Source organism: Streptomyces sp. P17, from assembly GCF_032436805.1.
Classification (GTDB): Bacteria; Actinomycetota; Actinomycetes; order Streptomycetales; family Streptomycetaceae; genus Streptomyces.
In genome coordinates this window covers 1-333 of the sequence record NZ_JAVRBF010000504.1, presented here as the reverse complement: position 1 = coordinate 333, position 333 = coordinate 1, and the positions used below count along the sequence as shown (strand labels likewise).

Here is a 333-nt window from a genome sequence, read left to right as displayed (position 1 = left end):
GACTAATATTTTAGAGTCAAAAAGGTAGCGATCAAGCCAACCGGCAGGAATAGAAAGTTTCTTTTCTATTTTTCGCACAGTTTCAGGTGAAAAACTTTTACGACCACGAACCACATCGCTTATATAACGTTGTCCTATACCAGGAAGGTCCATTCTTCTGGCAAGACCATCCTGAGAAGGCACCGCCAGATAATCTATGTTATTTTGCAAAACATTTTTACACATAACCTGAACTCTCTCATTGTTTATTGCTTTTCAACCACGACTTTGGATAGCCTACTAAACCTTTAAAAACGAGCACTCCATAACACATAACAATTAACGAAATAAGTA

Annotated in this window: 1 protein-coding gene; it reads right to left on the bottom strand. The window is 37.5% G+C overall.

Annotated elements, in window-relative coordinates:
- Positions 1 to 225: helix-turn-helix transcriptional regulator (locus RMT89_RS41880; protein ID WP_315888998.1), on the bottom strand; the 225-nt coding region annotated here is incomplete at its 3' end.
- Positions 226 to 333 lie beyond the last annotated feature (108 nt).